The organism is Phreatobacter cathodiphilus, assembly GCF_003008515.1.
Lineage (GTDB): Bacteria > Pseudomonadota > Alphaproteobacteria > Rhizobiales > Phreatobacteraceae > Phreatobacter > Phreatobacter cathodiphilus.
On record NZ_CP027668.1, the window covers coordinates 55,834 to 82,118 of the forward strand.

28 protein-coding genes, 1 other RNA gene and 2 pseudogenes are annotated in these 26,285 nt (G+C 68.2%); 24 read left to right on the plus strand and 7 right to left on the minus strand.

Annotated elements, in window-relative coordinates; translation table 11 throughout:
- Positions 1 to 445: 445 nt before the first annotated feature.
- On the plus strand, positions 446 to 922 hold the full coding sequence (locus tag C6569_RS00270; protein WP_425440688.1) for a nucleoside deaminase: 477 nt from the start codon (positions 446 to 448) through the stop codon (positions 920 to 922).
- Here C6569_RS00270 and C6569_RS00275 read toward each other — a convergent pair.
- The 3 genes from C6569_RS00275 to C6569_RS00285 all read right to left on the minus strand — a co-directional run bounded on the left by C6569_RS00275 (position 919) and on the right by C6569_RS00285 (position 4,754).
- Positions 919 to 2,619 (minus strand): ABC transporter permease, encoded by a 1,701-nt coding sequence (locus C6569_RS00275; protein WP_106746971.1) that lies wholly within the window; start codon positions 2,617 to 2,619, stop codon positions 919 to 921. The genes C6569_RS00270 and C6569_RS00275 overlap by 4 nt on opposite strands.
- Positions 2,620 to 2,623: 4 nt before the next feature.
- Positions 2,624 to 3,658, minus strand: a complete 1,035-nt coding sequence (locus tag C6569_RS00280; RefSeq protein ID WP_106750812.1) for a Fe(3+) ABC transporter substrate-binding protein — start codon at positions 3,656 to 3,658, stop codon at positions 2,624 to 2,626.
- A 280-nt stretch (positions 3,659 to 3,938) separates the two neighbouring features.
- Positions 3,939 to 4,754: a 3'(2'),5'-bisphosphate nucleotidase CysQ family protein gene (locus C6569_RS00285; protein WP_106746972.1), complete on the minus strand. Its 816-nt coding sequence runs from the start codon at positions 4,752 to 4,754 to the stop codon at positions 3,939 to 3,941.
- 157 nt (positions 4,755 to 4,911) lie between these two features.
- Here C6569_RS00285 and C6569_RS00290 point away from each other — a divergent pair, with 157 nt between their 5' ends.
- The 14 genes and pseudogenes from C6569_RS00290 to C6569_RS00350 all read left to right on the plus strand — a co-directional run bounded on the left by C6569_RS00290 (position 4,912) and on the right by C6569_RS00350 (position 17,686).
- Positions 4,912 to 5,688, plus strand: coding sequence for an extensin-like domain-containing protein (locus C6569_RS00290; RefSeq protein ID WP_181313857.1), 777 nt, complete (start codon positions 4,912 to 4,914; stop codon positions 5,686 to 5,688).
- Positions 5,689 to 5,773: 85 nt separating this feature from the next.
- A complete protein-coding gene (locus C6569_RS22335; protein ID WP_181313858.1) occupies positions 5,774 to 9,385 on the plus strand; it encodes an AsmA family protein in 3,612 nt (1,203 codons plus the stop codon).
- Between the two features lies 1 nt (position 9,386).
- Positions 9,387 to 9,741, plus strand: a transfer-messenger RNA (tmRNA) gene (ssrA, locus tag C6569_RS00300).
- Between the two features lie 86 nt (positions 9,742 to 9,827).
- On the plus strand, positions 9,828 to 10,388 hold the full coding sequence (locus C6569_RS00305; RefSeq protein WP_106746975.1) for an SspB family protein: 561 nt from the start codon (positions 9,828 to 9,830) through the stop codon (positions 10,386 to 10,388).
- Positions 10,389 to 10,569: 181 nt separating this feature from the next.
- Entirely contained in the window at positions 10,570 to 10,746 is a 177-nt protein-coding gene (locus tag C6569_RS00310) for a DUF4169 family protein (RefSeq protein WP_106746976.1), read from the plus strand.
- 6 nt (positions 10,747 to 10,752) lie between these two features.
- On the plus strand, positions 10,753 to 10,983 hold the full coding sequence (locus C6569_RS00315; protein ID WP_106746977.1) for a ribbon-helix-helix domain-containing protein: 231 nt from the start codon (positions 10,753 to 10,755) through the stop codon (positions 10,981 to 10,983).
- A gap of 214 nt (positions 10,984 to 11,197) precedes the next feature.
- Positions 11,198 to 11,674, plus strand: coding sequence for a tripartite tricarboxylate transporter TctB family protein (locus tag C6569_RS00320; protein WP_181313859.1), 477 nt, complete (start codon positions 11,198 to 11,200; stop codon positions 11,672 to 11,674).
- Between the two features lie 10 nt (positions 11,675 to 11,684).
- Complete coding sequence (locus tag C6569_RS00325) at positions 11,685 to 13,193, plus strand: tripartite tricarboxylate transporter permease (protein WP_106746979.1); 1,509 nt, start codon at positions 11,685 to 11,687, stop codon at positions 13,191 to 13,193.
- Between the two features lie 145 nt (positions 13,194 to 13,338).
- Positions 13,339 to 13,812 carry a YHS domain-containing (seleno)protein gene (locus C6569_RS00330; protein WP_106746980.1) on the plus strand — a complete coding sequence of 158 codons (474 nt, stop codon included), beginning with the start codon at positions 13,339 to 13,341 and terminating at the stop codon, positions 13,810 to 13,812.
- A gap of 127 nt (positions 13,813 to 13,939) precedes the next feature.
- Positions 13,940 to 14,260, plus strand: coding sequence for a DUF2853 family protein (locus C6569_RS00335; RefSeq protein WP_106746981.1), 321 nt, complete (start codon positions 13,940 to 13,942; stop codon positions 14,258 to 14,260).
- Positions 14,261 to 14,382: 122 nt separating this feature from the next.
- Positions 14,383 to 14,958: pseudogene (locus tag C6569_RS00340) on the plus strand (thymidylate synthase); the annotation flags it as partial.
- 327 nt (positions 14,959 to 15,285) lie between these two features.
- Positions 15,286 to 16,182: a thymidylate synthase gene (locus C6569_RS00345; RefSeq protein ID WP_106746983.1), complete on the plus strand. Its 897-nt coding sequence runs from the start codon at positions 15,286 to 15,288 to the stop codon at positions 16,180 to 16,182.
- 101 nt (positions 16,183 to 16,283) lie between these two features.
- The gene (locus tag C6569_RS21600; RefSeq protein ID WP_146144691.1) at positions 16,284 to 16,493 is read left to right on the plus strand and encodes a hypothetical protein; all 210 of its coding nucleotides are present in this window, start codon (positions 16,284 to 16,286) and stop codon (positions 16,491 to 16,493) included.
- 60 nt (positions 16,494 to 16,553) lie between these two features.
- Positions 16,554 to 17,686 (plus strand): IS3 family transposase gene (locus C6569_RS00350; protein ID WP_106746984.1). Its coding sequence is split into 2 segments (ribosomal slippage): positions 16,554 to 16,806 and positions 16,806 to 17,686, totalling 1,134 coding nucleotides; the frame shifts between segments, so codons are not numbered across the junction.
- Here the strand turns inward: C6569_RS00350 and C6569_RS00355 are convergent.
- Positions 17,628 to 18,092, minus strand: coding sequence for a hypothetical protein (locus C6569_RS00355; protein ID WP_106746985.1), 465 nt, complete (start codon positions 18,090 to 18,092; stop codon positions 17,628 to 17,630). The genes C6569_RS00350 and C6569_RS00355 overlap by 59 nt on opposite strands.
- Positions 18,093 to 18,415: 323 nt before the next feature.
- Positions 18,416 to 18,790 carry a tyrosine-type recombinase/integrase gene (locus tag C6569_RS00360; RefSeq protein ID WP_181313860.1) on the minus strand — a complete coding sequence of 125 codons (375 nt, stop codon included), beginning with the start codon at positions 18,788 to 18,790 and terminating at the stop codon, positions 18,416 to 18,418.
- 516 nt (positions 18,791 to 19,306) lie between these two features.
- On the opposite strand from C6569_RS00360, the pseudogene thyA reads away from it, so the two are divergent.
- From thyA to C6569_RS00405, 9 genes and pseudogenes are all read left to right on the plus strand, one after another.
- Positions 19,307 to 19,585: pseudogene (gene thyA / locus C6569_RS00365) on the plus strand (thymidylate synthase); the annotation flags it as partial.
- 10 nt (positions 19,586 to 19,595) lie between these two features.
- On the plus strand, positions 19,596 to 20,021 hold the full coding sequence (locus tag C6569_RS00370) for a DNA-binding protein (protein WP_146144692.1): 426 nt from the start codon (positions 19,596 to 19,598) through the stop codon (positions 20,019 to 20,021).
- 29 nt (positions 20,022 to 20,050) lie between these two features.
- Positions 20,051 to 20,386 (plus strand): hypothetical protein, encoded by a 336-nt coding sequence (locus C6569_RS00375; RefSeq protein WP_106746988.1) that lies wholly within the window; start codon positions 20,051 to 20,053, stop codon positions 20,384 to 20,386.
- 10 nt (positions 20,387 to 20,396) lie between these two features.
- Entirely contained in the window at positions 20,397 to 20,957 is a 561-nt protein-coding gene (locus C6569_RS00380) for a dihydrofolate reductase (RefSeq protein ID WP_106746989.1), read from the plus strand.
- 174 nt (positions 20,958 to 21,131) lie between these two features.
- Entirely contained in the window at positions 21,132 to 22,322 is a 1,191-nt protein-coding gene (gene hflK, locus C6569_RS00385) for an FtsH protease activity modulator HflK (RefSeq protein WP_106746990.1), read from the plus strand.
- A complete protein-coding gene (hflC, locus tag C6569_RS00390) occupies positions 22,319 to 23,248 on the plus strand; it encodes a protease modulator HflC (protein ID WP_106746991.1) in 930 nt (309 codons plus the stop codon). The genes hflK and hflC overlap by 4 nt, the downstream gene beginning before the upstream one ends.
- A 68-nt stretch (positions 23,249 to 23,316) precedes the next feature.
- Positions 23,317 to 23,502 (plus strand): DUF2065 domain-containing protein, encoded by a 186-nt coding sequence (locus tag C6569_RS00395; RefSeq protein WP_106746992.1) that lies wholly within the window; start codon positions 23,317 to 23,319, stop codon positions 23,500 to 23,502.
- Between the two features lie 103 nt (positions 23,503 to 23,605).
- Complete coding sequence (locus C6569_RS00400; RefSeq protein ID WP_106746993.1) at positions 23,606 to 24,388, plus strand: succinate dehydrogenase iron-sulfur subunit; 783 nt, start codon at positions 23,606 to 23,608, stop codon at positions 24,386 to 24,388.
- Positions 24,389 to 24,554: 166 nt separating this feature from the next.
- Positions 24,555 to 25,226 (plus strand): AprI/Inh family metalloprotease inhibitor, encoded by a 672-nt coding sequence (locus C6569_RS00405; RefSeq protein WP_106746994.1) that lies wholly within the window; start codon positions 24,555 to 24,557, stop codon positions 25,224 to 25,226.
- Positions 25,227 to 25,229: 3 nt separating this feature from the next.
- Here C6569_RS00405 and C6569_RS00410 read toward each other — a convergent pair whose 3' ends face one another.
- Both C6569_RS00410 and rpmE read right to left on the minus strand, forming a co-directional pair.
- Positions 25,230 to 25,817 (minus strand): GNAT family N-acetyltransferase, encoded by a 588-nt coding sequence (locus tag C6569_RS00410; protein WP_106746995.1) that lies wholly within the window; start codon positions 25,815 to 25,817, stop codon positions 25,230 to 25,232.
- 230 nt (positions 25,818 to 26,047) lie between these two features.
- A complete protein-coding gene (gene rpmE, locus C6569_RS00415) occupies positions 26,048 to 26,278 on the minus strand; it encodes a 50S ribosomal protein L31 (RefSeq protein ID WP_106746996.1) in 231 nt (76 codons plus the stop codon).
- Positions 26,279 to 26,285 lie beyond the last annotated feature (7 nt).

Consider the following 26,285-nt stretch of genomic DNA (forward strand, 5'->3'; position numbering starts at 1 on the left):
GTCTTAGCCGCGGTCGCCTTACCCGGCTTGGCGGCATTGGTCTTGGCAGGAATTGTTTTCGCCGGAGCGGCCTCGGCGGCCTTCGCCTTGATCGTCTTGGCGGTCGTGCTTTTCGCCTTTGCGGCGGTCACGGCCTCGGCCGGAGCGGCCTCGGCGGCCTTCGCCTTCGCCGTCTTCGCGATGGCGGTCTTCGCCTTGGCGGCGGTCACGGCCTCGGCCGGAACGGCGGCAGCCTTCGCGGCCTTCTTGGCGGCGGCGGGCTTGGTCTCGGCGGCGGCCGGAGCGGCTTTGGAATCGGTTTTGCGCGTCCGGCTGGGGGCCGGACGGTCATCGTCGCGCTTGCGGGGCATGGGGTTCTCGTGAGATCGGGTTGTCGCGGCGCCATCCGGCGTGCGCGGCCGGGTGCCCCGGCAGGAGCGCGGGCCTTTAGCACGAACGGGGCGAAATGGCGAGAGCCGGTGATTCGCAGCAGCCGCAGGCGGCATCGACGCCCATGGCGGAGGCTCTGGGTGAAGCCCGCGCGGCCGCCGCGCGCGGCGAGGTGCCGGTCGGTGCGGTGATCGTCCGCGACGGCGTCGTCATCGCCCGCGCCGGCAACCGCACCCTCGCCGACCGCGACCCGACCGCCCACGCGGAGATCGTCGCCATCCGCCTCGCCTGCGCCGCCCTCGGGTCCGAACGCTTGCCCGGCTGCGACCTCTACGTGACCCTCGAACCCTGCCCGATGTGCGCCGCCGCCATCTCCTTCGCCCGCATCCGCCGGCTCTATTTCGGCGCGGCGGACGTGAAGGGCGGGGCGGTCGAGAACGGCGTCAGGCTCTATGGGAGCTCCACCTGCCACCACCGGCCGGAGGTCTATGGGGGATTGAGCGAGACCGCATCCGCCGAGCTCCTGCGCGACTTCTTCCGCGACCGCCGCTAGGCGCCCGGCCGCGAGCCGAGGCGGGTGTCGCGCGCGATCATCCGGGTGAGGATGACGACCGGCACGATGCCGATGGCGACGATCACCAGCGCGCCCGTGGAAGCCTGGGCGAGCCGCTCGTCGGAAGCGAGGTTGTAGACTCGGATGGCGAGCGTGTCGAAATTGAACGGCCTGACGATGATGGTCGCCGGCAGCTCCTTCAGCACGTCGACGAAGACGAGCAGCGCCGCCGTCAGCAGCGGCCGCCGCAGCATGGGGGCATGGATGGCGGCCGCGACCTTGGCCGCGCTGGCGCCCAGCGTGCGCGCGGCGGCGTCGAGGGAGGCCGGGATCTGGTGCAGGCCCGATTCCACCGGGCCCGCCGCGACGGCGAGGAACCGGACGAGATAGGCGTAGAGCAGCGCGGCGGCGGTGCCGGAGAAGAGCAGGCCGGTGCCCCAGCCGAAGGCCGCCTTCGCCCAGCCGTCCAGCGCCGCGTCGAACCCGCCCAACGCCATCAGGATGCCGACGGCGATGACGGTGCCCGGCACCGCATAGCCGATGCTGGCGATGCGGATGGCGGTGGTGGTCACGGGACCCGGCGACAGCCGCCCCGCATAGGCGACCAGCGTCGCGGCCGTCACCACGAGCACGGCGGCGGCGCCGGCGAGAACGAAGGAGTTCTGGGCATAGGTGAGGAAGCGCCCGCTCAGCAGCGGGTCGCCGTCGAGGGCGTGCAGGCGCAACAGCGCCGCCACCGGCAGGATGAAGCCGAGGAGGACCGGCAGGCCGCAGGCGATGAAGGCGAGGGCGCCGGCGCGCCGGGTCAGGTACAGCGGCGCGATGGTGCGGTGGCGCCTGCCGCCGGCGCCGAAGCGGCGGTCGCGCCGGGCCAGGAATTCGACGGCGACGAGCAGGAGCACGAAGCCGAGGAGGCCGGTGGCGAGTTGCGCCGCCGCCACCCGGTCGCCGAGGCCGAACCAGGTCCGGTAGATGGTCGTGGTGAAGGTCGTCACGCCGAAATACTGCACCGTGCCGAAGTCGGCGAGCGCCTCCATCAGCGCCAGCGCCACGCCGGCGGCGATGGCCGGCCGGGCCATGGGCAGGCCGACGCGCAGGCAGGCGGTCCAGGGGCTGGCGCCGAGGGTGCGCGCCGCCTCCAGCACGCAGGTCGACTGGTCGAGAAAGGCGGCCCGGGCGAGGAGATAGACGTAAGGGTAGAGCACGAGGGTCAGCATGAGGCTGACGCCGGGCAGGTTGTGGATCTCGGGAAACCAGTAGTTGCCCCGCGACCAGCCGAACATCGCCCTCAGGCCGCTCTGGATCGGGCCGGCGAAAGCCATGGCGTCGGTATAGGCATAGCCGATGATGTAGGCGGGAACGGCGAGGGGCAGCAGCAGCAGCCACTCGAAGGCGCGCGAGCCGGGGAAGCGGCAGAGCGTCACCAGCCAGGCGGTGCCGACGCCGATCGCCGCCGTTCCGGCGCCCACCATCACCATGAGCCCCAGCGTGTTCAGCACGATCTCGGCCAGCACCGTCTCGGCGAGATGGGCGATGGAGCCGCTGCCGCGCTGGAAGATGCTGAGCGCCACCGCCAGGATCGGCGTCGCCACCACCGCCGCCAGGACCAAAGCCAGCCCCAGCAACGCAGGACGCCCGGCCATGACGACCGGGCGCTGCGGGGCGGGGGAGGAGGGGCCGAGGACGGCGTCGGTCAAGGCATCACTTCCAGCCGGCGCGGTCCATGATCTTCAGGGCCTCGGCATTGTTGCGGGCGAAGACGCGGGCATTGAGCGCATCGACCTTGAACTTGCCCCAGGCGGCGACGTGGGGCGGCGGCTCCACCCCGGCGACGACCGGATATTCCGAATTGCCGAAGGCGAAGTAGCGCTGCGCCGAGGGGGTCGAGAGATATTCGAGGAAGGCCTTGGCCGCGTCGATGTTCTTGGCGTGGCGGGCGATGCCGGCCGCCGAGATGTTGACGTGGGTGCCGCGGTCCGCCTGATTGGGGAACACGACGCGCAGCTTCTCCACCACCGCCTTGTCCTCCGGCTTGGAGGACAGCGCCATCCGGCCGAAATAGTAGGTGTTGGCGACGGCGATGTCGCCCTCGCCGGCCGCGGCGGCCCTGATCTGGTCGGTGTCGCCGCCGCGCGGCGGGCGGGCCATGTTGGCGACGACGCCGCGCGCCCAGGCCTCGGTCTTCTCCGGCCCGTGGGCGGCGAGGACCGACCCGGTCAGCGACTGGTTGTAGACGTTGGTCGAGGAGCGGATCAGCACCTTGCCCTTCCATTTCGGGTCGGCGAGATCCTCATAGCTGCCGATCGCGCCTTCGGCCACCTTGTCCTTGGCGACCAGGAACACGCGGGCGCGGGTGGAGAAGCCGAACCAGTTGCCGTCGGGATCGCGCAGGTTCGCGGGGATGCGGCTCGCCAGCGTCTCGGAGGCGAAGGGCTGCAGCAGGCCCATGCCCTGCGCCTTCTCGATGCGGCCCGCATCCACCGTGATCAGCACGTCGGCGGGGGAGTTCGCGCCCTCGCTCTGCATGCGGGCGAGCAGCGGGTCCTCGCCGGCCTCGACGCGGTTGATGGCGATGCCGGTCTGCTTGGTGAAGTCCGAATAGAGCGCCTCGTCAGTGTCGTAGTGGCGCGAGGAATAGAGGTTGAGGGTGCGCGTCTGGGCGCGCAGCAGCGCCGGACTGGCGACGAGCAGGGCGGCGCCGCCGAGGAGGGCGCGACGGGTGGGGGACGGGGCCATGGGGGTCTCCAACGGGCGGTTCTTGCGCTGCGGACCGGGGGGCGGACCGGGGGCGGGAAAGGGTGCGCGACTATCCTATCGCCGGTTCCGCAGGGCAAGACCGTGGAACAACATTGGAATGACTCCAGACATCTGTTTGGAATGTCTCCAAATGCGGAAATTTGTTGAAACACTCAGTCAACTTGCAGGCGCCTCAGGGCTGCAGATCGCGGCCGTTCCGGGGCCGTGACCGCCGGGGCGCCGGATCAAAAATCTGCGACCGAAACGCGCAGCCCCCGCGTCAGCGGCGTCCGGCCGCCGCATAGGCGCCGCTGCAGGCGATGAAATGATCGGTGCGGAACTGCCGCTCCGCCCGGCCGTAGACCAGCGGCGCGCCGTCGGGCTGCGTCATCTCGCCTCCGGCCGCCGCGAGAACGGCATGGGCGGCGGCGATGTCCCATTCGGTGATGGAGGCGAAGCGGGCGCTGACGTCGGCCTCTCCCTCGGCGATGAGCGTGTACTTCAGCGACGAGCCCACCGGGCGCTGCTCGCCGATGCCGCGCCCGGCGTAATAGGCGCTGGTGGCGGCGTCGGGATGGGAGCGGCTCACCAGCGCGACGGGCCCGCCGGCGGGCAGGGGGCGCGTGCGGATGGTCCGGCGACGGGTCGCTGCGGAGATGGGAGCACCGGGGGGCAGTTCCATGGCCTCGGCCTTCGACCCCGCCCCCAGCCACAGCCGCGACAGGGCCGGCGCAAAGACGACTCCCGCCACCGGCCGGCCGTCGGCGATGAGGCCGATGTTCACGGTGAACTCGCCGTTCTGGCTGATGAACTCGCGCGTGCCGTCGAGCGGGTCGACGGCGACGAGCATCCGCGTCGAGGCCGGCCACCGGCCGGCGGCGGCGGCCTCCTCGGCGAGCACCGGCACCTCCGGCAGCAGGCCGGCGAGCCCCGCCAGGATGACCTGCTCCGCCGCGTGGTCGGCGGCCGTGACCGGCGACCCGTCGCTCTTGATCGACGACGCCCCGCCGTAATGGGCCATGATCGCGGCCCCTGCCGTGCTGGCGAGGGTGCCGAGGGCATCGAGCAGGCGCGCGTCGGTGAAATCGGTGCTCATCGGGCCTGACTAGGCGAAGCCGCTGCGCGAAGGAAGTGTCTCCTCGCCGGACAGCCGCGCAATCCTTTCTTTACCGCCTTTCTTGGCAGCCTGTTCACCCGGCCGCGCCATGATGAACGGCACGTTAGGGACATTTCCCGCATTTTCGGAAAAGCCGATGAGTGTTGCGTTCGGCACACAGCGCCCGGGCCGCCGGGCCTTCAGATGGTTCGCCTTCGCCCTGGTCGCCCTGACCATGGCGGCCTGCGGCCGCTATGCCTATGAGCGGCGCGAGCAGTGGCGCTCCGACCTCGAGAGCCGCTGCATGGCCTCGGGCGCCGTGCAGATGTCGCGCTACGTCCAGCGCGCCAACACCATCAACGGGCCCGGCACCTGCGGCATGGACTATCCGCTGCGCGTCGCCGCCCAGGCGCGCGGGCAGGTCGCCTACAACCGCCCGCAGACGCTCGCCTGCCAGATGGTGCCGACCGTCGATCGCTGGATCGACAATGTCGTGCAGCCGGCGGCCCAGCGCTGGTTCGGCGCCGCCGTCCTCGAGGTGAAGGCCGGCTCCTATTCCTGCCGCGGCATCCGCGGCGGCCGCTCCGGCCGCATGTCGGAACATTCCTTCGGCAATGCCCTCGACGTCTTCGCCTTCGTCCTGTCGAGCGGCCATACCGTGGTGATCCGCCAGCACTGGCGCGGCGAGACGGCCGAGTCGGGCTTCCTGCGTGAGATCTTCGTGCGCGCCTGCGACCATTTCACCACGGTGCTCGGCCCCGGCGCCGACCCGTTCCACTACGACCACTTCCACCTCGACCTCGCCCGCCACGATCCCCGCTGGACCCGCCGCGTCTGCCGTCCGCGGCCCGAGACGGTGCAGATGCTGCAACCGTCCTCGCCCGGCGGCGCCTTCGGCTGGGGCATGAGCCAGCCGCGCATGCTGACGCGCTGAGGCGCGCGGCCGCGGCGTCAGCCTTTCGATCCGGCGGCGCATCCCCTACATTCCGGCATGCGCCGTCCGCATGGAGCGTGCCGCCTTGCAGAACACGTTGCTTGCCATCGCCATCGCCCTCATCGCCGCCATCGTCGCGGCGGTGATCGGCCCGTGGCTGGTCGACTGGAACGGCTACAGGCCGCGCATCGAGGCCGAGGCCTCGCGCCTGTTCGGCACGCCGGTTCGGATCGGCGGCGACCTCTCCATCCGCCTCCTGCCGACCATCCGCATCGACGCGCGCGACGTCGCCATCGGCACGGAGACGAGCGGCGCGCGGATCGGCCGGCTCCACGGCGAGCTGCGCGTGGCGCCCCTGCTGCGCGGCGAGGCCTCCCTCAACGCCCTCCATATCCGCGACGCGGACGTGCGTCTCCGGCTCGGCCAGGTGCCGGGCCGCGTCCTGCCCGTCGAGGCGCTGACGGTCGAGAACGCCCGCCTTTCCGTGTCCGAGGAGGGGGGCCCGGCCACCCTCCTCGCCGAGCGGATGATGCTGTCGGGCGAATCGCGCGGCACGGCCGGGCCGGTCAGGCTGGAAGGCTCGGCCACGGTGGGCGAGACGGTGCTGCCGCTGCATCTGATGATGAGCCTCGCCGAGCACGGCGACCTCATGCTGCGCCTCAGGGTGCCCGAACGTCCCGAGGGGCCGGGCCTCGAGGCCGAGGGCACGATCGGCGCCGCGGGGCGGCCGCGTTTCGACGGCACCCTGGTCATGACCGGCCGCAGCGGCCGGCTGCCCTGGCGCGTCTCCGGTCCGGCCGCCGCGACGGCCCAGGCCCTCGTCATGCAGCGGGCGGAGGCGCAGGTCGGCTCCGGCGAGCGCATCGCCCGCGCCACCGGCTCCTTCCGCCGCGGCTTCGGGCCGGGCGGCGCGATCGAGGCGGTGGTCTCCGTCCGGCAGGCCGACCTCGACAAGCTGATCGAGGGTCCGCCCCGCACGCCGCGCATGGTGCTTGCGGCGCTGCTCGCCGAAGTCCCGCGTCTGGCCGAGGGCGCCGTGCCGATGACGCTCGGCTTCGACATTGCCGGCGCGACCCTCGGCGGGGCGCCGCTCGGGGACCTGCGCGGCGACATGGAGGCGGTCGACGGCCGCTGGACCGTCAAGGCTTTTTCAGGCCGGTTTCCCGGAGAGGCGCAGGTCGAGGCGGCGGGCGATCTGACGCTCGCCGGCGAGATGGGCTTTGCCGGAACGCTGTCCGTCAACGCGGCGCGGCCCGCCGTGCTGCTCTCCTGGCTCGACGGCCAGCCGACGCCTCCCGGCACGCTCGACGATCCGCTGACCCTGACGACCCGCATGACGGCCGATGCCGGGCGCCTCCTTCTCGAGGACATCACCGCTCAGACCGCCGCCGGCCGCACCTCCGGCCGCATCGCGCTCGACGTGCCCGCCCTCGGCCGCCACGCCTTCCAGGCCGAGCTGACGGCCGACGCCCTCGACCTCGACCTGATGCTGCGCATCGCCCGCGGCGCCGGGGCGCGGCTCGACCCCGCCACCGACACCCGCGTCCAGTTGCGCGCCGGCCAGGCGCGCTTCGCCGGCTTCCTGGCCCGCGACGTCGATCTCGCCGTCGCCACCGACGGGCGCACCTTCGAGGCCGAGCGGCTGAAGGTCGGCGACCTCGCCGGCTTCGGCCTCGATCTCACCGGCCGTCTCGACGGCCTCGGCGGGCCGCTGCTCGGGCGGCTCTCCGGCCGGCTCAGGGCGGCCGATGCGGACGGCCTCGTCGCCCTGCTGCTGCGTGACGAACGCACGCGGACATTGGCCGAATGGATCCGGAACCGGGCGCCGTCGCTCGCCGGAGCCGACCTCGCCGTGACCTTCGCCGCCAGCGGCCGCCGCGCCCTCGGCCTCAGGATCGAGGGCCGTGTCGGCGAGGCGAACCTGCAGATCGACGCTGCCGGCGCCGGCGATCCCTTCGAGCCGGCGGGTCTGACGGGCCGTGTCGCCCTCGCCATCGACGCGCCGCGCGCCGACCAGATCTTCGCCCTGGTGGCGGGCGCCGCCGCGCCGGCGCCGACGCCTGTCGCCCGCACCCGCCTGTCGGCGCAGGTGGAGCGCCCGGATCCCGCCACCTTGCGGCTGCGGGGCTCTCTCGTCTCCGCCGGCACCACGCTCTCCTTCGACGCCGGTCGCGGCGGCGACGGCAGCGGCCGCCTCACCGCCGCCCTGCGCTCCGAGGACGTCTCGGCCCTCATGCCGCTCGCCGGCGTCCCCGCCGAAATCGCCGGCCGCCTGCCGGGGAGTTTCGACCTCACCGCCGTCGCCGATGACGGCGGCTGGCGCACCGAGAAGGCCGAGGGTCGGCTCGGCGGCACCACCGTCACCGCCCGTCTGAACGGGCGCGGCGCTTCCGCCCGCGGCGAGATCGGCCTTGGCGACATGACCGGCGAGGCGGCGATGGCGCTGCTGTCGGGCCCGGCCTGGCTCGTCGACGGCGGGGCGGGGGAATTCGCCGCCGCCGCCTTCGGCGAGACGGTTCTGGACCACGTCGATGCCGATGTGGCGCTCCGCATCGCGCGCATCGGCCTCGGCGGCTATCCCGCCCTCACCGGCGTGACGGCGCGCCTCCTGCGCCAGGGCCGCGTCACCAGCCTGCGCGACCTCGGCGCGGCGGCCGGCCCGGCCCGCGTCAGCGGCGGCCTGACCCTTGATCGCTCCGCCCTGCGCACGCTCCTGTCGGCGCGGCTCGCCCTCACCGGCGTGCCGGCGGTCCTGGCCCTTCCCGGGGCGAAGGGCGAGCTGGCGGTGACCGCCGATCTCGCCGCCGACGGGGCGACGCCGGCGGCCCTCGTTGCCGGCCTCAACGGATCGGGCGAGCTGATCTTCCGCACGACGGCCGTGTCCGGTGCCGATCCGGCTTCGCTGGCGCGTGTCACCCGCCAGGCGGAGATCGCCCAGGATCTCGGCCGGCCGATGACCGACATGGCGTTCGGCGCGGCTCTCGCCCAGGCTCTGGACGCGTCCGTTCCGCTCGGCGGCGGCCGTGCGACGCTGGGATTCGTCGGGCTCACCGCCCGTGCCGGCAGCACCTCCTTTGCGGTCCCCGGCGGCAGCATCGCCTGGTCCGGGAGCTTCGACCTCGCCGAGGGGACGATGGCCGCCCAGGTCCGCGTCACGCCGGATCCCATCCCCGAGGCCGAGACCATGCCGGTCATCGCCATGCGGTTCGAGGGACCGATCGGCGCGCCCGCCCGCGCCATCGAGACCGACGACGTCTCTGGCTGGCTGGGCCTCAGGCTCATCGACCGCGCCGCCTTCCGCATCCGCATGACCGAGAGCGACCGGCTGGAGCGCAGCCGCCAGCGCGCCTTCTCCCGTCACACGTCGGTGCCGCCGCCGCAGGTCGTTGTCGCCATGCCGCCCATGCCGCCGCCGGTGACCGCCGAGATGTTCCTGATGCCGGAGAGCCCCGCGCCGCGCGTGCCGGCGCCCGAGCCGCCGCAGGACGGCGCGCCCGTCCCGGCGCCGCGTCCGGCCGCGCCACGCACCGGTCCGGCTCCCGCCCCCAGCGCCGGCTCCGACCTGCCCGGAGTGGTCCGTCGCGCCCTCGACGGGGCACGTGCCGCCCCGCCGGCGGCCACCGGCGCGCCCCTGTCGATCCTTCCGCCCCTGCCGCCGCCGGTCGAGGTCGGTCCTGCGCCGGGGATGCGTCGCTGAAGCCCTTTCGCTGAGGCGCGGGCTCCCCTATATTCAGCGGGCCGGGGCAACCCGGCTATGGCGATAAACGGCCATCGTAATAAGCCTTTCGGACCCGGGGGCAGTACCCGGCGCCTCCACCAGAAGGACCCTTCTAGGGTGTTTCTGATGGGGGCGAAACAGGATCGACGAGGGTGTAAAGGGTGGGCTTTTGCTCGGCATGGTTCCGCCGTTATCGGGCCGTCTCAATAGTTGCCAACGACAACTATGCTCCGGTGGCCGTTGCCGCGTAATGCGGTGATGGTACCGAAATCAAGTCCTTGCGGGTAGCACTGTAAGGCGGGGTTCGGAGGCACCTGGCAACAGAAGCCTCCACTTCTCTCCGGTCCGCGGCGCGGTGGCCCGGAAGGGTCCCATACAGCGCGACAGAAGGCCCCGGGTCCGTTCCGCGATCGACCAGCACATGCCAACAGACCTCATTCGCTACGATCTTCTGGCCCAGGACGCGCTGCGCGGCGTGGTCCGCCGTGTCCTCCTCGACGCGGCGCGCGACGGCCTGCCGGGCGACCATCATTTCTACATCACCTTCGACACCCGCGCTCCCGGCGTCCGCCTGTCCAACCGCATGCGGGAGAAGTACCCGCTGGAGATGACGGTGGTTCTCCAGCACCAGTACTGGGACCTGATCGTCACCGAGCACAGCTTCGAGGTGGGCCTCTCTTTCGGCGGCATCCCCGAGCGCCTGCTCGTGCCCTTCGACGCGGTCAAAGGCTTCTTCGATCCCTCCGTCCAGTTCGGCCTCCAGTTCGAGGTGGCCGGCGCCGAGGCGGAGAAGGGCGACACGGGGGTGCGCGAGATCACTCCCCGCCCGTCCGGCGAGGCAGAACCCTCCGCGGTCTCGCCGCTGCCGGCTTCCGCGCCCCGGGCCGAGCCCGGCGACGCCCCCAAGGCCGATCATCCCGGCACCGATGCCGGGGCGGCCGGCGCCGAGGTCGTCAGCCTCGACAAGTTCCGCAAGAAATAAGGCGCCTCCCGCGGCACGCCGCGCCAGAGACTGGTCCCCCGACAGGTCCCGCCCGCGATGCCTGACGGCTGCCGCGTGCAGACCTGTCGTGCAGCGCGGCACCTACCCCTTGCCGAGCCGGCTGCCTTTTTTTTTATCACTGCCGGAACCGAACCCCTCTTTGCGAATTTGGACTGTTGCCATGGGTGACATCGTCAATTTGAAGCGCGCACGCAAACGCAAGGCGCGCGAAGCGGAGTCCCTCGGCGCTGACGCCAATCGTCTGCGCTTTGGTCGTCCAGCCGGCGAGCGAAAGCTCGAAGAGGCACGCAAGGCCCTCGACGCCAAGCGGCTGGACGGTCACAAGCGCCCGGAGTGAAGCTGAATGAAGAGCCACGTTGTCAAACGTTCGATCGTGGTCGAGGGCCACAAGACCAGCGTCAGCCTGGAGGACGAATTCTGGAATGCCCTGAAGGAAATCGCCGCCGAGCGCCGCGAGACCCTGTCGGATCTCGTGGGGCAGATCGACGGGGGCCGGACCCATGGCAATCTGTCGTCTTCGATCCGGCTCTTCGTGCTGGATCATTACCGTACGCGAAGCGCCGCAACCAGTTGATGTTGCGCTGCGGGAAGGCCGAAAGATACGCATCCTCCCCTATCCGTGAATCGCCTCCCGCTTGTCTTCGGGGTGTTGACATGATGTCATCCGCGCGCAAGAGCACGGGGCGACAGAAAGTCTCAAGACAACGCTCCGACGCGGGGGGACGATGCACGACGATAGCGCGAAAGCGGATGACAATACACGCGGCCTGATCAAGAGCCCCCAGGACATGTTTGCGGGGCTGTTCATCATCGCCTTCGGCCTCCTGATCATGTGGGCGTCCTCGAATCTGACGGGCGGCCGCGGTGCCAATCTCGGCCCCGGCTCCTTCCCGCGCGGCCTCTCATTTCTCCTCGTGGCCGTCGGCGTGGTGATCATCGTCCAGGCCCTGACCGTCGTCGGTCCGCGCCTCGAGGCCTGGTCGATCCGCGGCCCGGTCTTCGTTCTCGGCGCCGTCCTGCTCTTCGCCATGACGATCCGCGGCACCACGCTCAACATCCCCGGAATCGGCCGCACCGATCTCCTGCCGCCGCTCGGCCTCATCGTCGCCGGACCGCTGACCCTCGTCGTCGCCAGCCTTGCCGCCACCGAGCGCAACTGGACCCAGACGCTGATCTTCTCGGCGGCCATGACCGCCTTCTGCATCCTGCTGTTCAAAGTCGCGTTGAGGCTGCCGATCCCGGTCGCCCCGTGGGCCGGCTGGTAAGGCGCGTCACATGGATATGGTTGCCAATCTGGCGCTGGGCTTCGGCGTCGCCTTCACCGTCAAGAACCTCGGTCTCTGCTTCCTCGGCTGCATGATCGGCACGCTGATCGGCGTGCTGCCCGGCGTCGGCCCGATCGCCACGATCGCCATGCTGCTGCCGATCACCTTCGGCCTCGACCCGGTCGGCGCGCTGATCATGCTCGCCGGCATCTACTACGGCGCGCAGTACGGCGGCTCGACCACGGCCATCCTCGTCAACATCCCCGGCGAGGCGACCTCCATCGTCACCGTGCTCGATGGCCACCAGATGGCCCGCAACGGCCGCGCCGGCGCCGCCCTCGGCATCTCCGCCATCGGCTCCTTCTTCGCCGGTTCGGTGGCCACGATCGTGATCGCGGCCCTCGCCGCGCCGCTGACCCGCGTCGCGCTGCTCTTCGGCCCGGCGGAGTATTTCTCGCTCATGGTCATGGGCCTGATCTTCGCCGTCGTGCTGGCGCGCGGCTCGGTCATCAAGGCCGTGGCCATGGTGCTGCTCGGCCTCACCCTCTCCACCGTCGGCCAGGACCTCGAGACCGGTGCCGACCGCATGACCTTCGGCTGGCCGGAACTCTCCGACGGCATCGACTTCACCACCATCGCCATGGGCATGTTCGGGTTCGCGGAAATCCTCCGCAATCTCGAATCGCCCGAGACGCGCGACGTGCTGAAGAGCAAGATCGGCAGCCTCCTGCCCAACTGGGAGGAGATGAAGCAGTCGCTCATGCCGGTGCTGCGCGGCACCGGCCTGGGCGCCGCCCTCGGCATCCTGCCCGGCAACGGCGCGGTGCTCGGTCCCTTCGCCAGCTACACGCTGGAGAAGAAGATCGCCAAGGATCCGAGCCGCTTCGGCAAGGGCGCGATCGAGGGCGTCGCGGGTCCGGAGAGCGCCAACAATGCCGGCGCGCAGACCTCCTTCATCCCGCTGCTGACGCTCGGCATCCCGCCCAACGCCGTCATGGCCCTCATGGTCGGCGCCATGACCATCCACGGCATCGTGCCGGGCCCGCAGGTCATGGAAAAGCGGCCCGATCTCTTCTGGGGCATGATCGCCTCGATGTGGATCGGCAACCTCATGCTGCTCATCATCAACCTGCCGATGATCGGCCTGTGGGTGAAGCTCCTGAAGGTGCCCTACCGCATGCTGTTCCCCTCGATCCTGATGTTCTGCTGCATCGGCATCTACTCGGTGAACAACAACCCCTTCGACGTGATGATCACCGCCTTCTTCGGCCTCGTCGGCTACGCCTTCATCAAGATGGGCTTCGAGGTCGCGCCGCTGCTGCTCGGCTTCGTGCTCGGCAAGCTGATGGAAGAGTATCTGCGCCGGTCGATCCTGATGTCGCGCGGCGACTGGTCGGTCTTCGTCGATTTCGTCAACCGGCCCATCTCGGCCGTGCTGATCGCCATCGCCGTGCTGATGCTGATCATCTCCTTCCTGCCGGCGATCACCAAGAAGCGCGACACCGTCTTTGTCGAGTGATCCCCGGGCCGTCCCGTACGAACCTTCCTGCCGGCGGCGCCCTCGGGTGCCGCCGGTTGCGTTCGGAGGGGGCGTAACGGCCGCCCGCGACGATCCGTAAGTCCGCGTGAGGGCAAGCCCGCCCCGCCGGACGAAAGGGTCGACCATGCCGCCTGCCTCCAGCCTCACCCGCCGCGCCCTCGGCCCCCTCCTCGCGGGCGCCTCGCTCCTCGTCTCCGCCATGTCCGCCGTCGCCGGACCCGAGGTCTATACGGGCACGCTCTCAAACCTCGCCGCCGACGGCTACGACGTCGTCGCCTTCCACCGCGAGGGACGGGCGCTGCGCGGCGATCCGCGCTTCACCCATCGCTGGAAGGACGCCGTGTGGCGCTTCGCCAGCGCCAACGCCCGCGACGCCTTCGCCGCCGATCCCGCCCGTTACGCCCCCGCCTATGGCGGCCACTGCTCCTGGGCCGCCGCCCAGGGCTACCGTGCCTCGGGCGATCCCCGCCACTGGCGCATCGTCGCCGGCCGGCTCCACTTCAACTACGACGCCCGGGTCCACCGGACCTGGCTCGCCGATGCCGAGAGTCTCATCGCCGCCGCCGATCGCAAGTGGCCCTCGATCCTGGCGCAGTGACCGCCGGGCTCATCGGGTTTTTGCCGGAGGTCGCGGGTGGCGACGCACCGTCGGGCCGGTGCTAGTCTTCGCTCGCTCCCGGCCCGTCAGGGTCGGGTCGATGCCGCAGAACAGGGGAGAAATCGGCATGAGCGACTGGTTGGCTGACGTAAAGAAATATGCGCCGAAAGCGGACGAAGCGGCCGTCGCGGGCATCGTCAAATATCTCGGCATCGCGCTCAGGAATCGCGATTCCTCTCTCGTGTCTTTTGCCGATCCCGAGGAAGTCTCCCGGGTGAAGAAGAATTTCTGCATGAAGAAGCTGGCGCTGACCGACGAGGCCGCCATCGACGCGGCGCTCGCCAAGGTCGCCGCCGCCCTCAAGGGCGACCGGACCAAGAACCGCGTGACGGTCTATTACCTGCTCGCCGAGCACTTCAAGAAGCTCGACCTCTTCGTCAAGAAGTGAGCGCCTCCCGGGCGCCGGACCGCCGGCGCCCGCCGATTCATGTGGGTGTCGCGCCGCGCGCTGCTGCCAGCGAGCCGCCTTCCGCGCTATAGTCTCCGCTCTCGGATTCGCCGGAGGCCGCCATGCGCCAGTATCACGACCTGATGGAGCACGTGCTCAGGCACGGCGCCCGCAAGGACGACCGCACCGGCACCGGCACGCTCTCCGTCTTCGGCCACCAGATGCGCTTCGACCTGTCGGAGGGCTTTCCGATGGTCACCACCAAGAAGCTGCATCTGAAGTCGATCGTCCACGAGCTCCTCTGGTTCCTGAAGGGCGACACCAACATCGCCTATCTCAAGGCCAACGGCGTCAGCATCTGGGACGAATGGGCCGATGCGGAGGGCAATCTCGGCCCCGTCTACGGCAAGCAGTGGCGCTCCTGGGCCGCCCCCGACGGCCGCACCATCGACCAGATCGCCAATCTCGTGGCGATGCTGAAGGCGAATCCGGACTCCCGCCGCCTCATCGTCTCGGCCTGGAACCCGGCGGATGTCGAGGCCATGGCGCTGCCGCCCTGCCACTGCCTGTTCCAGTTCTACGTGGCGGACGGCAGGCTCTCCTGCCAGCTCTACCAGCGCTCCGCCGACATCTTCCTCGGCGTGGGCAATTTTTCAGGAATAACGCAGGAAATTAGTGACTGCAGCGCGGCCAATCCCGATAGCAATTCCGGCCCACGAAAGGCCAACTATCACTAGTTTGCCGCTACAGATATTGAGTGGCGAAGCTCGCATGCCAGGACGCTGACACCATACCGCTATTGAAACTGACTGCCGTGTAATTCGGTCGCCGCCCTTTGTGCTTCTCAACTGAAAGCTTGGTAGGCACCTCTTCCCGTGGCGGCTGCTACCAGGACGAGCCAGCGCTTTGGGCAACCGCCGAAGGCAGCCCACCATGTTCTCTCCTCATACGCACGGTGACGAAACAGCCGAGTCACCTTAAGGTCCGCCCGAGAAGCCCGCTGCGAAGATTGCACGGAGTTGGGAATGAGACATCCAGAATACCAGTACCTCGACCTACTCGAACGAGTACTGGAAACAGGGGACGAGCGAATAGACCGCACCGGCGTCGGCACCCGGTCAGTCTTTGGTAGTATGGTCCGCTTCGACCTATCGCAAGGGCATGTCCCGATCCTCACCTCGAAGCGAGTATATTGGAAAACTGCTGTTAAGGAGATGCTGTGGTTCCTGACGGGCGGCACCAACATTCAAGACCTTCTCAAAGATAACGTCCGAATTTGGACGGATTGGCCGCTCGCCTCCTACCGAGCTGCGACCGGGGAAACGATCACGCAAACAGATTTCGAGCGCCGCATATTAGAGGACGACGCTTTTGCTCGGAGATGGGGCGAACTCGGCCCGGTCTACGGGAAGCAATGGCGTCGCTGGTTGGGGCCAGATGGACGAGAGCATGACCAGATTGCTGTGCTCGTTCAACTGCTCAAAAATAATCCATCAAGTCGGCGAATGCTTTTTCACGGTTGGAACGTTGCTGAACTCAGTGACATGGCGCTGCCTCCATGTCACATGGTGTACCAGTATCATGTAACCTCAGGCGGAAGACTCAATTGTTTACTCTTTCAAAGGTCTGTCGATCTTTTGCTCGGGGCCCCGTTCAATTTTGTAGGCGCTGCAACTCTTCAGTTGATGCTTGCACAGCAGTCCAAGCTTGAGCCTGGAGAGCTGATTTGGGTCGGTGGCGATACGCACCTCTACAGGAATCATCTAGACGTGGCCCGCGAGCAGATCCGCCGTGATCCCCGGCCGTTTCCCACCATGAGTATAGTAAGGGACGTTCCTAGCATCGATGATTACAAAATTTCGGATTTCTTGGTTGAGAACTACGATCCTCACCCTGCAATCCAAGCGGATGTTGCGGTATGAGCCAGGGCCAACGTGTTGATTGGGCCAGAAGAGAGTGTCTTTTGAGGGCCGTCATAGAGGAGGACAAGCGATCCGGGCGACTTGTAACGAGTAGAGGAGGAATGATCAGCCGAAAATATTACACAAAAGCGATAGGTATACCTGAGCAACCTGGCGGACAAAGACTTTTCTCCGTATTTTCAGAATATGAAAAACTCTACAACGTCGAGACCAATCCGAAGGCATTATTGCCCGAGATGCGAATTTGGCTTGAAGCCGCCTTTCGTGACCGAAGTTTGGCCATGCACGCCGAAGGGCTCGATCGGAGGTGACCTGCCACTGAGTTTTTCCTCCACGCGGAGTTAGAGTCCGGCCCTGACGAGGACGGACAGATGAAGCGAGCAAGGTTCACCGAGGAGCAGATCATCGCGGTTCTGCGCGAGCACGAGGCGGGGGCGAAGACCGCCGACCTGGCGCGTAAGCACGGGATCTCGGAAGCGACGCTGTACAACTGGAAGGCCCGCTATGGCGGGATGGATGTCTCCGAGGCGAAGCGGCTGAAGCAGCTCGAGGACGAGAACGCCAAGCTGAAGAAGCTTCTGGCTGAGCAGATGTTGGATGCAGCTGCACTTCGCGAGCTTCTCGCAAAAAAATGGTAGGGCCCGCCGCCAAGCGCGAGGCAGTCGCGCATCTGCGGGCCGTCATGGGCCTGTCGGAACGGCGGGCCTGCAGCATCGTCGACGCTGACCGGAAGATGGTCCGCTATCGGTCGTGTCGTCCGCCGGATTTGGCCCTGCGAACCCAGCTGCGCGACCTCGCCAATGAGCGGAGGCGCTTCGGCTATCGCAGGTTATTTGTGCTTCTACGCCGCGACGGCGAGCCTTCCGGGATCAACCGCATCTACCGGCTCTACCGCGAGGAAGGCCTGACCGTGCGCAAGCGGCGCGTCAGACGCCGCGCAGTCGGAACACGGGCACCGATCCTCGTCGAAGCGAAGGCCAACGCACGCTGGTCGCTCGACTTCGTCCATGATCAGCTTGCCTGCGGCCGGCGCTTCCGCATTCTCAACGTGGTCGATGACGTCACTCGGGAATGCCTTGCCGCCATTCCCGACACCTCGATCTCGGGGCGGCGCGTTGCACGCGAACTGACGGGGTTGATCGAACGTCGGGGCAAGCCAGACATGATCGTCTCCGATCACGGAACCGAGTTTACCTCGAACGCCATGCTCGCCTGGGCGCAGGAGAACCGGGTCACGTGGCACTTCACTGCGCCGGGCAAGCCCATGCAAAACGGCTTCTGCGAAAGCTTCAACGGACGCATGCGTGACGAACTGCTCAATGAGAGCCTGTTCTTCGGGCTCGACCACGCCAGGATCAGGATCGCCGCCTGGGCTGACGACTACAATCTCCGGCGCCCTCACTCGGCGCTCGGATATATCCCGCCGGCGGCCTATGCCGCCAAGCTCACCACCGCTGCGCAATCCCGCGCAAAACCCGCCGAGGCTCTAACCGCCGCTGGATGACAAAGCAGTGGCAGGTCACGATGTAGATCGGCGACGCGAAATTCGGGGCTGAGGCTTCAAGAACCGTGCGAATGGTCGCAAGCCGGGCGGGCTCCTCGACGATCCGCTCCAGCAGCGAGTCGGAAAGAGTGGGGCGGTGCTCGATTAGTCCTTCGTAACGCGGCTTGAGCGGCCCGCGCAGCTGCGCTGAATAGGGCTGCTCACGGAAATAGCGAAATACCGACTCATCAAGGAAGTCGCGGACCGCATCTTTGGCCGCCGATGTTCCCCGACTTTCTTTCAGCCTCAGAATGTCCGACGTAATGCGGTCGAGATCGAATGCGGTTATCTCGGGTGTATAATACCAGGCATAAACGCCAGGCGCGGCAGGGACGTCGGCGATCTCATGCCAGCTGTAAATCGCCATGGAACGTCAGGACGCCCTTCACCTCGAACGACCGAGGTATCTGCGAGCGAATCGATCCGCGCAACTCCGGCCTGCCCGGCCGAAGCCTAGCAAGAAGCGGTTTTCGATGCACCGCCATAATCCTCTCGGCCCGTCACCCTGCCGAGGTGTCTCGAGGAGGCGTCGAGGCATGACCAACAGCTCGCTATCTGTGTTTAAGCTGTGAACTCGTACTTAGGCCACGAGCCGCGGCCTGCGCTCGGGCTACCCCGCCTCGTCGAACAAGCGGCGCATCGCGGCACGGCGAGAGGCTCTGTAGGGCGCGTAGGAGAGGCGCTTGAACTTCAGGCCATCGAGTAAGCCCTGCACGTATCCCGAGACCGCGTCCAGTGCTTGATTATCGCGGTGTCCATCTCGTGGATGTAGCGGGTAGTGACGGACCCCTGCGCGTGGCCAAGAAGTGCGGCTACGGTCGCTCCGGTGAAACCGAGATCATTGGCGAGGCGTGCATAGCTGTGGCGAAGGACGTGGGGTGCCACATCGGCGAGCGGCGTTAACTCCGCGATCTTGCGCCAGTGCTTGGGAAAGCCGACCGGCTTACCTTCAATCGTTCCCGGAAAGGTTGGGCTACTCGCCTCGTCAGGCCGACGCTGCTCCAAGAGCTCGAGCGCGGGAAGCCCGACCGGCCTGACCGACAGGCCTTCCTTCGTGTCCTTCAAGCTGAACCGGATCACGTCGGCCGAAGCGATGTCTTTAGCCTTGCAGGTGCGAGCAGCGGGATGATGTGCCGCTTAATCCGTCCCTCGCCTATGTAGATTGCAAAAGCTTTCTTCGGGCGACGGCCTTTGCCGAGAATGAGGCCCTGCGTCGCCTCATCCAGGTAGCGTTCGCAAGGCTCCTTCACGCTCATCGTCTCATGGTCGACCAGGCGCCCCTCGGCGAGGCTGGCGCCTTGAGCTATGCGACCCGGAAGGACGCAGGCTTCTCGCCGTGCCGTCTCCGGCTTCCAGACGCCGTCGGGGTGGCTGCTCCCCGCCTCTGAGTTGGTGCCTCCGGCAACAGCGGGACAGTGAACCCTTCTTACGACTGACGCTTCAATCGGCGTTGGCTAGCCGCCTGAGGCGCGACAAAGCCTCGGCTGAGCAACCCCGACCAGCTCCGCCGAGGCTTTGCGCTTTGCGCGGCGTCAGCGGGCCGCAAGCACAATAGCGGTTCGGTCTCAAAACGGCATGACCGGAAAACCCTTCAACATCGCCTCCTACGCGCTCCTGACCCTCATGCTGGCGCAGGTGACGGGGCTGAAGCCAGGCGACTTCGTCCACACGCTCGGCGACGCCCACATCTACACCAACCACATCGAGCAGGCCGAGCTGCAGCTCACCCGCCCGCTGCGGCCCCTGCCGGTCATGACGCTGAACCCCGACGTGACCGACCTCTTCGCCTTCACCTATGACGATTTCACGCTGACGGGCTACGAGCCGCATCCGGCCATCAAGGCGCCGGTGGCGGTCTAGGGCGGTCGGCGTGAGCTTTGGCCTGAAGCGGGCTGATCTGCATCAGTTGGCGGAAGCCAAGTATGAAGATGCGCTCCTGCTGCTGTCCCATAGACGCCCATCCAACGCCTTCTATATGGCGGGGTATGCGGTCGAGATCGGCTTCAAAGCCTGTATCGCGCTGCAGTTTGCGGCTCACTCCATCCCTGATCGCCGCTTCGTCTCGGCGGTCTACACTCATTCATTGAAGGAGCTTGTCGGACTGGCCGGTCTTACTGGGGAAATGAAACAGCGTCAGGTTGACGATGTCCAGTTCGCGGCGAATTGGTCGGTCGTGGTACAATGGTCCGAGGAAAGCCGCTATCGGATGATCGATGAACTGACCGCGAGCAGCATGATCGACGCGGTCGGAAATCGGAACCACGGAGTTCTCCCATGGCTGAAACTGCACTGGTAGGGCCTGACGTAGGGGGTGCCCGGGCTCTGATGTCGCTGCTGGAGAGCCAGGGGCTCGCCATCAGGTCCGCCCTTTTCGTCCTCGCTGCGGAAGACGCAAACTGGAGGCTCTGGCTCGAGTTCGCACGCCCGTTTGACGACAAGCGCGAGGCCTACCGGCGTATCGCCGCGATCGTGGCGGCCCACCAGCAGGAGATTGGCGGCATCGACACCAGTGATATCGACCTAATCGCCTCCGACAACAAGGCGCTGGAAGCGTTGGGCCGAATTGTGAAGCTCGGCGCCGGGGGCCAGGTCCAGCTGTCGAACAACATGTTCAACGGGGTGTTCCTCCCCGAGGCGATCATTCTGAAGATGAATCGCTGAGATTGCGCAATTGACCCCCATCGTCCTCATCGCGGCCGTCGCCGCCAACGGCGCCATCGGCCGCGACAACCACCTGCTCTGGCGCCTGAAGTCCGACATGGCGCATTTCCGTGCCGCCACGGCCGGCCTGCCGCTGGTCATGGGGCGCAAGACCTTCGAGAGCTTCGGCGGCAAGCCGCTGCCGACGCGCCTCAACATCGTCGCCTCCCGCCAGCCCGGCCTGTCGCTGCCCGGCGCCGTCGTCACCGGCTCGCTCGAGGCGGCTCTCGCCATCGCCCATGCCGAGGCGCTGCGCTCGGGCGCCCCGGAGATAGCGGTTCTCGGCGGGGCTGACATCTATGCCCAGGCCATGCCGCGGGCCGACCGGCTCCTCATCACCCATGTCGATGCCGAGCCGGAGGCCGACGCCTTCTTTCCCGCCATCGACCCGGCGATCTGGACCGCGGAGACAGGAACCGAGCACCCGGCGGGACCCGGCGACGACCACCCTTTCCGTGTCGTCGCCTACCGGCGCACCAGCGGCGGAACGCCGCATGGCGCAGCGCAGGGGCCGGACACCTCCCCCCGTTAGGGCGCCTGCAGGGGCCTGACGGGGCGCGTCATATTCACCAAGACGCCCTGCGGGTGGACTTCCCACCCCCCGCCGCGTTGAAAGCGGCGAGGCGGTCTTCTATATCCGGGCGTAACGTCAAGCGCCTTCGGGCGTGAGCAGGGCTCCCGTCCTGCCATCAAGCGAGGACAGTTCATGCCGTGGAACAATCAAGGCGGCGGCGGCCCCTGGGGCGGCGGCGGCACGGGCGGCGGTGGTGGCGGCGGTCCGCGCGGCCCCTGGGGTCAGGGTCCCCAGGGCGGCGGCGGTGGCGGCGGCGGCAACCAGCCTCCTGACCTCGAGGAGCTGATCCGCCGCAGCCAGGAGCGGCTGAAGAACGTCCTTCCGGGCGGTGGCGGCAATATCGGCGCCAAGGGCATCGCCCTCATCGCTGTCCTCGGCCTCATCATCTACGGCCTCACTGGCTTCTATACGGTCAGCCAGAACGAGGTCGGCGTGAACACCGTGTTCGGCCGCCACATCGGCAATGCCGCGCCGGGCCTGAACTGGAACCCGCCGGCGCCCTTCGGCACCGTCTACAAGGTGCCTGTCACCGACGTGCGCCGCACCGAGATCGGCTACCGCTCCGGCGGCGGGCCGCGCGGCGCCAATCGCGAGGTGCCGGAGGAGAGCCTGATGCTCACCGGCGACGAGAACATCGTCGACATCGACCTCGAGGTTCAGTGGGACGTCAACGCGGCGCAAGTCGCCAACTTCGTCTTCCAGCTCCAGAACCCGGAAGGCACCGTCAAGGCGGTGGCCGAGAGCGCCCTGCGCGAGTCCATCGGCCGGCGCAACATCCAGAACATCCTCACTGTCGATCAGGCCGCGATCGCGTCGGAAATCCGCCAGATCATGCAGCGTATCATGGACGACTACCAGTCGGGCGTGAACATCCGCGTCGTCCAGCTCCTCTCGGCCCTGCCGCCGACCCAGGTGCGCAACGCCTTCCTCGACGTCAACGCCGCCCAGCAGGACCAGACGCGCGTCCAGAACGAGGCGCGCACCTATGCCAACCAGGTGGTCCCCGAGGCGCGCGGCCGCGCCTCGCAGATCCTCCAGGAGGCCGAGGCCTACCGCGACCGCGTCGTCGCCGAGGCCAGCGGTCAGGCGAGCCGCTTCACCCAGGTCTTCGAGCAGTACCGCCAGGCTCCGGACGTGACGCGCGAGCGCATGTTCCTGGAGACCATGGAGCGCATCCTCGGCGGCACCGACAAGGTCATCATCGACCAGGCCGGCGGCAATGCCGTCCAGCCCTTCCTGCCGCTCGACCAGATCATGCGCCGCCCCGGCCAGCAGCCCCCGGCGGGCGGCCCGGCCGCCGGCGCCCCGAGGACCCAGCGATGAACTCCTCTCTGAAACTCGTCTTCGGCGTCGTCGCCGCCATAGCGCTCTTCGTCCTCGCCAATTCGTTCTTCATCGTCCAGATGACGCAGCACGCCATCGTGCTGCGCTTCGGGCAGGTGGTGCGCGAGCCGATCAGCGAGCCGGGCCTCTACTTCAAGGTTCCGTTCATCGAGAACGTGGTGACCGTGGACAAGCGCATCCTCGACCTCGACCTGCCGGTGCAGACGGTGCTCTCCACCGACCGCCAGAACCTCGACGTGGACGCCTTCGCGCGCTACCGGATCACCCAGCCGCTGCGCTTCTTCCAGACGGTGCGGACGATCCCCAACGCCAACACGCGCCTCGCCAGCTTCGTCAATTCCTCGATGCGCAACATCATCGCCGGCGCCACCATGGCGCAGCTGATCCGCACGGATCGCGACCGGCTGATGAACCGCATCCAGGAAGAGGTGAACCGCGAAGCGACGACGCTGGGCGTCGCCATCGTCGACCTGCGCCTCACCCGGGTCGACCTGCCTCAGGTCAACCAGGAGGCGGTGTTCAACCGCATGCAGACCGAACGCCGCCAGGAGGCCGCCGACCTGCGCGCCACCGGTCAGCAGGCGGCGGTGACCATCCGCGCCCGCGCCGACCGCGAGGTCGTCGGCATTCTCGCCGAAGCGGACCGGCGGTCGGAGGAGCTCCGCGGTGCGGGCGATGCCGAGCGCAACAAGATCTTCGCCGAGGCCTTCAACCGCGATCCGGACTTCTTCTCCTTCTACCGGACGATGCAGGCCTACGAGCAGAGCCTGAAGCAGAGCGACACCCGCATGGTGCTGTCGCCCAACTCCGAGTTCTTCCGCTATTTCGGCGACCCGGCAGGCCGGCGGAACGGCCCCCGGCCCCCGGCTCCGGGGACCCCGGCGACGCCGCCGACGGGCAACTGATCCTTCCAGCTCCCGGACAGGGCCGCCGCGATCACCTCGCAGCGGCCCTGTCCCAATAAACAAGCGCCATGCAAGACTTTCTCGTCGCCTTGGGTCTCGTGCTCGTGATCGAGGGGCTGATCCTCGCAGCCTTCCCCTCGCGTATAAGGGATGCGCTCGAGACCATGCGCGTCACGCCGGACCAGCAGTTGCGCGTGGTGGGGCTCGTCGCCGCCGTTCTCGGCACGCTCGTCGTCTGGTGGATGCGCGGCTGAGGGGGCGCGGGCACCCGTCCCGCCAAAAGACCCGATTGACAAGGGCGCGCCAAGGCTTGATGGGAAGTCAGCCTTGCTCGGCCGCACGACAAGTAGACATCACATGGCTCAGTTCACGCTTCCGAAGAACTCGAAGATCACAGAGGGAAAGACCTGGCCGAAGCCGCCGGGGTCGAACCGGCTGAGCGAGTTCCGCATCTATCGCTGGAATCCGGACGACGGCGCCAATCCGCGCATCGACACGTTCTACGTGGACCGCGACGATTGCGGCCCGATGGTCCTCGACGGGCTCATCTGGATCAAGAACAAGGTCGACCCCACCCTGACCTTCCGCCGCTCCTGCCGTGAGGGCATCTGCGGCTCTTGCGCCATGAACATCGACGGCACCAACACCCTCGCCTGCACCAAGGGCATGGACGAGGTGAATGCCGGCCAGGTGAAGATCTACCCGCTGCCGCACATGCCGGTGGTGAAGGATCTCGTCCCCGACCTCACCCGCTTCTACGCCCAGCACGCCTCCATCGAGCCCTGGCTGAAGACGACCACCGCCCGCCCCGAGAAGGAGTGGCGGCAGTCGAAGGAGGACCGCGAGAAGCTCGACGGCCTCTACGAATGCATCCTCTGCGCCTGCTGCTCCACCTCCTGCCCGAGCTACTGGTGGAACGGCGACCGCTATCTCGGCCCCGCGATCCTGCTGCAGGCCTATCGCTGGCTCATCGATTCCCGTGACGAGGCCACCGGCGAGCGCCTCGACAATCTCGAGGATCCGTTCCGGCTCTACCGCTGCCACACGATCATGAACTGCTCGAAGGCCTGCCCGAAGGGTCTCAACCCCGCCAAGGCCATCGCCGAGATCAAGAAGATGATGGTGGCGCGCCAGGTCTGACGCGCCCCGCACGCAAAAAAAGCGGCTGCAACAGCCTCAACGATCGGTTAACCAGAACGCGAACATCGTCAGCGTGTCGCGGCGCTGCCACGGAATCGCCGTTCCGTGGCGCCACCGTGGCACAGTCCGCGCATCGCGCGACCTCAGCCTCTGGGTGAACCGCTTCATGGGTATGCGCCCCGCCGCACTCGTCCTCTGCTCCATCCTCCTCGCCGGCTGCACCTCCTCGTCCCGCTTCGGCGACGGAGGCGGTGGCTCCGGCGGCTGGGGACGTTCCCCCGCCGTCGCCCGCACCGAGGTCCAGCCGCAGATCCGCCCGGCGCCGTCCGACGACATCATCCCCGGCGGTCAGCCCGGCGCCGCCGGCACGATCGAGAGCCAGGAGATCGCGCCGCCTTCCGTCTCCGGCCGCTCCGACACCGGTCCCCCGGCCGTCGACACGGCGCTCGCCCCCTCGGCCCAGCCGCAGATCATGCAGCCCGAACCGCCGCGTCCCGGCACCGCCACGCCCTCCGCGCCGCCCGTGGTCGCCGCCCTGCCGCGCCAGGAGCGCGCCGCCTCCGGCCCCACCAGCATCGCCGGCACCTGGACGGTGACGGATGCCGGCGACCGCTGCCGCATCACGCTCACCTCGACGCCGCTGTTCGAATTCTATCGCGCCAGCCCGCAGAACTGCCGCGCGCCCTCGCTCGCCCGCATCAACGCCTGGGAGCAGCGCGGCTCGGAGATCGTCCTGCTCCAGCCGGGCGGACGCGTCGCGGCCCGCCTGTCGCCGCAGGGCGGCGGGGCCTATGGCGGGGCCACCGCCACCGGCGCGCCGGTCACCATGGCCCGCTGAGGCTCAGCGCGCCCCGCTCCAGCCGGGCGCGCGCCTGATCAGGCCGATCTGCCGCTCCACCACCGTCTCCGCGGCCGCGGCCGAATCCCGCCACAGCTCCCGCCAGAGCGACAGCGGCGTCGCCGGCCGTGCCGCGACCCGCGCATGGCTGTCGCCGGAGGCATAGGTGATCCGCCCCTCGAAACGCGCCGCCAGACGTTGCATGGCGCGGTTGGAGGGCAGGCAGGTCATGACGAGGTCGGTGAGTCCGCGATTGCGGGCGGTGAGGAGCAGCCGGCCGAACAGGGCGGATCCGACGCCCGTCAGCCGCCAGTCCTCCTCGACGCTCACCGCCACCTCGCCGGTATGCGCCGGCATCAGGCGCAGTTCCGCGGCGCCGCGCAGCACGCCGTCGACGAAGAAGCCATGGACGATCGCGTCGGGTCCGAGCGCCTTGTCCGCATAGGCTGAGACCGTGGCGTCGGAGACCCCGGCCGCGAAGCGACCGTGGCGGGCATCCGCGTCGAGGCGGAGGAAATGCGCCTTCAGGAGGGCCGTCTCCCAGGCGTAGAGCTTGCGTATGACGCCGCTCGCGGTGAGGTCTTCCAGCATGGGGCGGTCTCCGGGGGGCGCAATGCGCCCGTCTGGCTGTCCCCTCACAAGTCCGGCGTCGTCTCCCGTTCGCGCTCTAGCCGACCGGCGTGCTCCCAGCAATGCCTATATTGCACTGCAACATGACGATCACGTCATACCTGCGGCCGTCGACGCGCGGCAAGGCCCACGCAAAAAGCCCCGGCCTTGGCGAGGCCGGGGCTCTTGCAGGACCGCCGGGAGGCGAAAACTTACTTCTTGAGGGCGCCGATGCCGCCGAACTTCTGATTGAAGCGCGACAGGCGACCGCCGCGGTCCATCAGCTGCTGCGAACCGCCCGTCCAGGCCGGATGGACCTTCGGGTCGATGTCGAGCTGGAGGACATCACCCTCCTTGCCGTAGGTCGAGCGCGTCGTGTACTCGGTGCCATCGGTCATCACGATCTTGATGGTGTGATAGTCGGGATGGATGTCGGCTTTCATGGGTCGT